This is a genomic window from Acidimicrobiia bacterium (assembly GCA_016650365.1).
Classification (GTDB): Bacteria; Actinomycetota; Acidimicrobiia; order Spongiisociales; family JAENVV01; genus JAENVV01.
This window is the reverse complement of record JAENVV010000292.1, coordinates 1-6,749: the sequence shown is the minus strand read 5'-3', so window position 1 is coordinate 6,749 and position 6,749 is coordinate 1. Positions and strand designations below refer to the sequence as shown.

9 protein-coding genes are annotated in these 6,749 nt (G+C 59.6%); 8 read left to right on the top strand and 1 reads right to left on the bottom strand.

The window, feature by feature from the left end:
* The first annotated feature begins 20 nt into the window (after positions 1-20).
* The 8 genes from JJE47_16530 to JJE47_16495 all read left to right on the top strand — a co-directional run bounded on the left by JJE47_16530 (position 21) and on the right by JJE47_16495 (position 5,998).
* Entirely contained in the window at positions 21-428 is a 408-nt protein-coding gene (locus tag JJE47_16530) for a response regulator transcription factor (GenBank protein ID MBK5269028.1), read from the top strand.
* Between the two features lie 301 nt (positions 429-729).
* Positions 730-1,503, top strand: a complete 774-nt coding sequence (locus tag JJE47_16525) for a hypothetical protein (GenBank protein ID MBK5269027.1) — start codon at positions 730-732, stop codon at positions 1,501-1,503.
* 25 nt (positions 1,504-1,528) lie between these two features.
* Positions 1,529-1,741, top strand: coding sequence for a hypothetical protein (locus JJE47_16520; protein ID MBK5269026.1), 213 nt, complete (start codon positions 1,529-1,531; stop codon positions 1,739-1,741).
* Complete coding sequence (locus JJE47_16515) at positions 1,741-3,558, top strand: FAD-dependent oxidoreductase (protein MBK5269025.1); 1,818 nt, start codon at positions 1,741-1,743, stop codon at positions 3,556-3,558. The genes JJE47_16520 and JJE47_16515 overlap by 1 nt, the downstream gene beginning before the upstream one ends.
* Complete coding sequence (locus JJE47_16510; GenBank protein MBK5269024.1) at positions 3,555-4,295, top strand: cytochrome b N-terminal domain-containing protein; 741 nt, start codon at positions 3,555-3,557, stop codon at positions 4,293-4,295. Before JJE47_16515 ends, JJE47_16510 begins: the two co-directional genes overlap by 4 nt.
* Positions 4,285-4,803 (top strand): menaquinol oxidoreductase, encoded by a 519-nt coding sequence (locus JJE47_16505; GenBank protein ID MBK5269023.1) that lies wholly within the window; start codon positions 4,285-4,287, stop codon positions 4,801-4,803. The genes JJE47_16510 and JJE47_16505 overlap by 11 nt, the downstream gene beginning before the upstream one ends.
* Before the next feature lie 23 nt (positions 4,804-4,826).
* Positions 4,827-5,297: a Rieske 2Fe-2S domain-containing protein gene (locus tag JJE47_16500; protein ID MBK5269022.1), complete on the top strand. Its 471-nt coding sequence runs from the start codon at positions 4,827-4,829 to the stop codon at positions 5,295-5,297.
* Positions 5,297-5,998, top strand: a complete 702-nt coding sequence (locus JJE47_16495; protein ID MBK5269021.1) for a c-type cytochrome — start codon at positions 5,297-5,299, stop codon at positions 5,996-5,998. The genes JJE47_16500 and JJE47_16495 overlap by 1 nt, the downstream gene beginning before the upstream one ends.
* A gap of 427 nt (positions 5,999-6,425) precedes the next feature.
* Here JJE47_16495 and JJE47_16490 read toward each other — a convergent pair.
* Positions 6,426-6,749 (bottom strand): DNA-binding transcriptional regulator FabR (locus tag JJE47_16490; protein ID MBK5269020.1); only part of this gene is annotated, 324 nt, incomplete at its 5' end.

The following is a 6,749-nucleotide window of genomic DNA, read 5'->3' as shown; positions in this document are numbered from 1 at the left end:
TAAAAGGCCGGTGGCCGAATATGGCCGTTCTAATGCTCACAATGTATGAAGATACGAACCTGGTCCTGAGCGCCATCGGGCACGGGGCGAGCGGGTATCTGCTGAAGAGTGCGGGTCGTGACGAGATGATTGCTGCCATCAAGCGGGTCGGCGAAGGTGGCTCATATCTGCAGGGGCAGCTCGCCGAATCATTCGTCCGTCATCTAAGCGATCATACGGGTCACCAACCGACCCTTGATCTCTCACCTGAGGACTGCCGGATTCTGAAAATGGTGGCTGGGGGGATGAGCAATCGTGAGATTGCCTCCGAGCTAGCGATGCCGGTGGGGGAAGTCAAGGCTGCCATGCAGCGGATTTTCAAGGCTCTTCAAGCCACCGGGCGTTCCGAAGCCGTGGCGATCGCGTTTCGTATGGGTGTTATCTCATAGTGTCACCAGGGTCTTTAGGCCCAAATTCTCCTTCCGATTGACGGGACGGTACCTGATGGGTGGCCCTGGTCGGGTCTCACAACACCCCGTACGCTTTGGGCCATTGTCGAGTGCAGGAGAACCCGTGCGTAAAGTGAGATGGCTAACGGTATTTGCGACCTTCGTTCTTTTCCTTGTGGCGTGTGGGGCCAGCCAGGTGGATGAGACTACAACTCAACCCCAACCGGTGGATGAGGCTACGACTCAACCCCAAGCTGAGACCACGGTGACGAGTCAAGCGCCGTCGGCTACCGACCCACCGGTGACCACTGAGCCCGCTGAGCAGTCCGAGGGTCGTTCGGTGGAGGCGGTGGTGGCGTCGATCACGGTGGATGGTGATGCGTCTGATTGGGATTCGATTGCCGGTTTGGACATGGTGTTGGAACCGATCGAGGGTGAGGGAGTCACTCCCCATGATGCTTCGGTCAAGGTAGCCCATGATGACGAGTTCTTGTATGTGTTGATGACGATCGATGATGATTACGACTGGGTCGCTGACCAGCTGCACTTGACTGGGGCACCGTCGGTGATGTGGGCGATCGAGTCTGAGGCGGGCCCGCATATGGGTACTGACGCCGAAGACGGTGAGGGTCCTAGCATGGGCATGGTCGATATTTGGCATTGGGAGCTGCAGTGCGCGTTGGGTGAGAGTCAGGGTGGCGCCGTGTCAAGTGTCGATGAGGTGGCGCCGGGCAATGACCCAGCCTGCAACTTCGATGATGAGTTCGCGACCGATCCCGAGGAACGTTACGACGACGGTGACACTGAGGGCCCGGAAGGGACCGGAGCCGAGAACAGTCTGCTCGGGGTGTTCACGCACAGTAATCCGGTCGATAGCGGTGACGGAACCTGGACGTTTGAAATGCGGCGTCCCTTACAGACTGGTGATTCCCAAGATGCCCAGTTCACTGTGGGAGGCTCTGCGTTGATGGCGGTGGCCTATTGGGACGCTGACAACAGCCCCGAGGGATGGGACGACCCAGAACACGTCCAATCCTCTAACCAAGGCTGGATCGAAGTCCTAATCAGTGGGTGATGGAACGACCGAGGAGATGCGCGGCGTGAGCACTCTCAGAGCTTTCGTTCTGGCGATGCTCATCGTCGCGTACTTCGTGACGGCAACCGTCTGGCTTCCCGATTTCGTGCTCCGCACAGAGCCACTGGCTGGGATCGGCCGAGTCGGTAAAGATCTCATAGCGTCCGGGACGTGGGCAGTCGGTCTCGGGTTCGGTATGATCGCTCTGCGGCGGTACCAGGGCTGGGGAAAGATCTAGTGGATCCGCTCGAATACTACGACCGCAACATTCCCTGCCTGGCAGCTTGTCCGGTGCACACCAACGCCGGCGTGTACGTGGCGGCAATCGCCGAAGGTATGGACAGGGAGGCCTATCTCACCGCCCGCCTGCCCAACCCCTTCCCGTCGGTGTGCGGTCGGGTGTGTGCGGCTCCATGCGAGGACGCTTGCCGGCGGGGTGCTATTGATGAGCCCATCGCCATCAGAGCATTGAAGCGATTCGTGACAGAGAAGTACGGCGTTGAGGCAGGACTGACCCATTCGTGGAAGGTTCCCGGCGAAGGCCCCATGATGGAGCGGCCTGAATCGGTAGCCATCGTTGGCGGAGGACCGGGCGGACTAGCAGCGGCCCATGACCTCCGTCAGTGGGGCTATCAGGTGACTGTATACGAAGCAGCCCAGTCTCTAGGGGGGATGATGCGTCTCGGTATCCCCGAATACCGTCTCGATCGTGCGCTCCTTGACGCAGAGATAAAGGCGATCACCGACCTCGGTGTGTCCGTTCGTCTCGGCTCCCGATTGGGCGTGCAGGTGACCTTGGACGAACTCAGGGATGCTCATGATGCCGTATTTCTCTCATTTGGTGCGACATTGGGGCGAGGGCTAGACATTCCTGGGCACGACGCCGACGGGGTCTTTCGGGCGATCGAATTCCTCATCAACATCAACCAGGGGTTTCGAGTCGATGTGGGGGAGAAAGTCGTAGTAGTTGGCGGCGGGAATGTGGCAATGGACGCCGCCCGAACCGCCTTACGAGCCTCGGTATACGAGCAAGCGAGCCGAGCCACGACCGGGAGCGAAGTTCCCTCGGGTGAGAGTGCAGCTGCCTTCACCGAAGCCGTCGATGTTGCTCGGTCTGCCATACGAGCCGGAGCCAAGGATGTGACCGTGATCTCGCTGGAAAGCCGCGCCGAAATGCCGGCGGCCGGTTTTGAAATCGAGGAAGCGATGACAGAAGGAATCCACTTCGTACATCGACGTGGTCCTCTCCACGTTAAGGTGGAGGAGGGGGCCGCCACGGGACTTGCCACGGTGGGAGTTTTGTCGGTGTTCGATCAGACAGGTAGGTTCAATCCCGTCTTCGATCCGCGCGACGTTCGCGAATTTCCGGCTGACACTGTCATCCTGGCTATCGGTCAGGCGGTCGATCTTGGGGCGCTTGGCGAAAATGGACCCGAAATGACCCCGCGGGGAACCATCGAGACGGACCCGGCTTCGGGAGCGACGTCCCTCGAGGGCGTCTGGGCGGGCGGCGACGCTGCCTACGGACCGCGGAACTTGATCGATGCGATCGCCAATGGCCGAACCGCGGCTGCGTCCATTCATCGCTCTTTTGGAGGTGAGGCGATCCAGCCTCCAATTGGCCAAATGGTCAACTTCGTTGACTCCCGACGGACCAGCGACATCTACGACCGCGTTCAGCGTGTGCCAGTGGATTCTCTTCCCAGTGACCGTCGCATCGGCCTGCGCGAGGTCGAGCAGGTGTTTACCGAATCCCAGGCGAGAGCAGAGGCCAGTCGGTGCCTACGCTGTTTCGCCAACATCCAACTGAACGCCCAGCTATGTGTTCTATGCGGGTTGTGCGTCGACGTCTGTCCGTTCGATCTAATCTCGCTTGTTCCGGCCTCCGATATCGAGCCGAAACACCAGCGAACGACGGCTCTGTTCCTCGATGAATCGAGATGCATCCGCTGCGGTCTCTGCATCGACCGCTGCCCGACCAACGCACTGTCGATGAGTGTGTGGTCTGGGATTGGAGTCCTCGCCATACCTGATCTGGAAGGAGCAAATTCGTGAAGGGGCGCACGCCATTTCGACATACCACCATCGGTCGATCGGTCTTTCGGGTGCCAGACCGGGTGACGCCTCGCGACCGGGCGGCCGCCCATTGGGCGAGCTTCGTGCTCCACATCTATCCGGTCAAGGTGCGCAAAGAAGAGATCGGGTTTCGGTACTCGTGGTATCTGGGTGTCATTTCGGCTGTGTTGTTGGGATCCTTGGTCGTCTCTGGCGTGTATCTCATGTTCTTCTATGTGCCATCCCCGGCCTCTGCTTATGGGGACATTCAGCGACTTCAGGTGGAGGTCCCGTTTGGCCAGTTCATCCGCAACGTTCACCGGTGGTCAGCTCACTTTATGGTCCTGGCTGTGGCAGCTCATATGGCCCGGGTCTTCTATCGGGGCGCCTATAAGTCTCCGAGGGAATTCAATTGGGTGATTGGCGTGGTTCTGCTGGTGCTGACGCTGCTCCTGTCGTTTACTGGTTACCTCTTGCCATGGGATCAGTTGGCCTATTGGGCGGTGACTGTGGGTACCTCGATGGCCGATTTCGTGCCGCTTATTGGAGGACCCGTCCGAGAAACCCTCCTGGGTGGCTCCCAGGTCGGCTCTGAGACCTTGTTGCGCTTCTATGTGCTCCACGTCGTGGTACTGCCAGTGCTGGTTCTTGGCCTATTCATGATTCACCTTTGGCGATGGCGGAAAGACGGAATGCTGGATCAGGTCGAAGAGGAGGTGCACCCCGATGGAATCTGAACCTCAAGTTACGGAGGGCCGCCGGCTACTCGGAATCGTGCCTGGATTACCCCCGGTTGGGGATACCAAGGTGCCTGGCGATCAACACCTTGTCATGGTGTGGCCACATCTGCTCGTGCGCCACGCGGTAGTCGGAGTTGCGGTTCTTCTGGTCGTCATGGTCACGGCCTTGGCTTTCGACGCTCCGTTGCGAGATGTCGCCAACCCCATGCTTACGCCGAATCCCGAGAAAGCTCCCTGGTATTTCGCCGCTCTGCAAGAGTTGCTGAGCCACTTCCATCCTCTCGTTGCGGGAATTCTCGTACCCACCGCAATCGTGGGAGGCATGATCGCCCTGCCCTATCTCGATCGTTCGCCGGAACGGCTTCCGGGGCGCCGCAAGGTGGCGGTCTGGACCTTCACAATCTTCCTCGTCACTTGGATCGTCCTAACGGTGATCGGTTTCGCGTTCCGTGGACCGAACTGGGGTTGGGTTTGGCCATGGATTGAATGGCACGGTGAATTATGAGAGGCCTTGGCCGTAGAGAGTTTTTGACGAGAGGTTGGCAGTTCGCAGCCGGCCTGATCGGCGTTGCGGGAGGCTGGACGTCTTGGGATGTTCTCCGTGCCCGGGTCGAGGGCGGACTCGGCGGAGTGATCAAAGCGATGAGGGATGCAGATGTATCTGCGGAAACCGCAGTATTCGTCGGTGAGGCGCAATCGTATTTGACACGCAATGGCGACACAGTCGTGGCTTTGTGGCAGCGCTGTCCGCACCTGGGTTGTCGGGTTTCGTGGTGTGAGAGTTCGGGAGAATTCGAATGCCCGTGCCACGGATCGACATTCAATCGGCTTGGCGAACTCCGATCAGGTCCTTCGCCAACGGGAATGCAGCAATTCGGAGTCGAGGTCACCGATGGCGTCGTCCTCATCGACACCGGCCAGGTCATCGCCGGCCAGAGTCCCGGCCAGGAAACAATTGACGAGCCGAAACGTGGTCCGAGTTGTAGTGGGGAGGCCTAGTGGTCGACCATTCCGGGGACGCCGAACTAAAGGCTTCCACCGACCGGTGGATGTTCGTGGGTCTCGTGCTTATGGGCCTGTTCGTACTCGCCTTTCCTCTGTATCGGTGGTACGAACCAGCGGCACGCACGGCTGCTAGGGCCCAGCAGATCGACAGCCAAGCCGCGCTGGGCTCACAGATTTTCGAGTTCAACTGTTCGAGCTGTCACGGCGCCGAGGGGCGAGGTGGTACCGCACCGGCTCTCGCAACACAGCAGTTCTTGGGGATGGTGACCGACGACCAGATTGTTCATTTCGTGTCGCTCGGCACTCCCGGCTCCGAAATGGTCGGATACTCGATCGACAACAACGGGCCGTTGACCTCCCAGCAGATCCGGGCGGTGGCGACCTACCTACGGTCCCTCGAAGACGTGGCCATCGACAACTCAAGCTGGCGCTATCCGTTGGCAGCGGAGGGACTTACAGGACGCGACATCTTTGTGCTTGGCTGCTCGCGTTGCCACGGACTCCAGCTCGAAGGCGGCGAGGGTATACCCGCACTTGGTGTCGGAACGGAAGCGGCTGAAGATTCGGATGCTCGTATTGCGAAGCGTATTCGCGAGGGCGAAGATGAGATGCCGGCCTTCGGAGGGACGCTCGGTGAAGAACAGATCCAGATGCTTATCGCGTATCTCCGAGAGGCGCAGGCAAAGTCACCGTGACGATTCTCAGGATCAAGCAGGTGACCGACTCTAGGTGCGGCTGACGATGAGTTTGTGGATGACCTCAAGCAACGAGAACTAAGAGGGTAGGTTCGATTCCGGGTTGGCTCTCTGCCGATGCGATGCTGTCATCGCGCATTGTGACATGCAGAATCGTGCTTAATGCGGTCTCCATGTCCTCATCAACGCGGCTAGAGCGCTCATGAGCACGGACTCGGAGCCAACGACACTCCTGACTCAAGATGTAGATTCGCCCACCACCTCACGCGGCGACAAACCATGCCTCCCCCGGGTCGCATGTACTTGGGGTTGCAGTCGCCCCTCCGACACCAAGAAGCCCCCGGCAAACGGGGACGTTTTCTTTTTGGATCGTCGCTGACATATGCAAGACCCGAGCGCGTGCATCCCCGAGATCGGCTGAGTGGCCCTACTTGGTCTTCGGTCCTGCCATAGCCTGGGCGCCGCGCATGATCATGCGGACCTCGACGATAATTCGCTGCCTGACCTCTTCTCTTTCTTCGGGTGGAAGATCGATGGCGGCCGCCCCCAGATTGAATGCCACGGTCACCATTGCTTGGGCGGCGAGGTCGATGTTGGCGATGGGCCGGTTGGTGGCTTTCGCTTCACGACGGAGGTCGTCGGCAAGGTCGTCGGCGAAGCGGTCGATTTCCTTTTGGATCGCCCGTCGGAACTCGGGTGTACTGCCAGCTCCCTCTCCCCGCAGCAACCGGAAGAGGTTGGCGTTGTTCGC

What these genes read in the sequence shown, in the direction of transcription:
- JJE47_16505 (MBK5269023.1), top strand. Translation starts at nt 4,285, where the DNA reads ATGGAATCTGAACCTCAAGTTACGGAGGGCCGCCGGCTACTCGGAATC.
- JJE47_16530 (MBK5269028.1), top strand. Translation starts at nt 21, where the DNA reads ATGGCCGTTCTAATGCTCACAATGTATGAAGATACGAACCTGGTCCTG.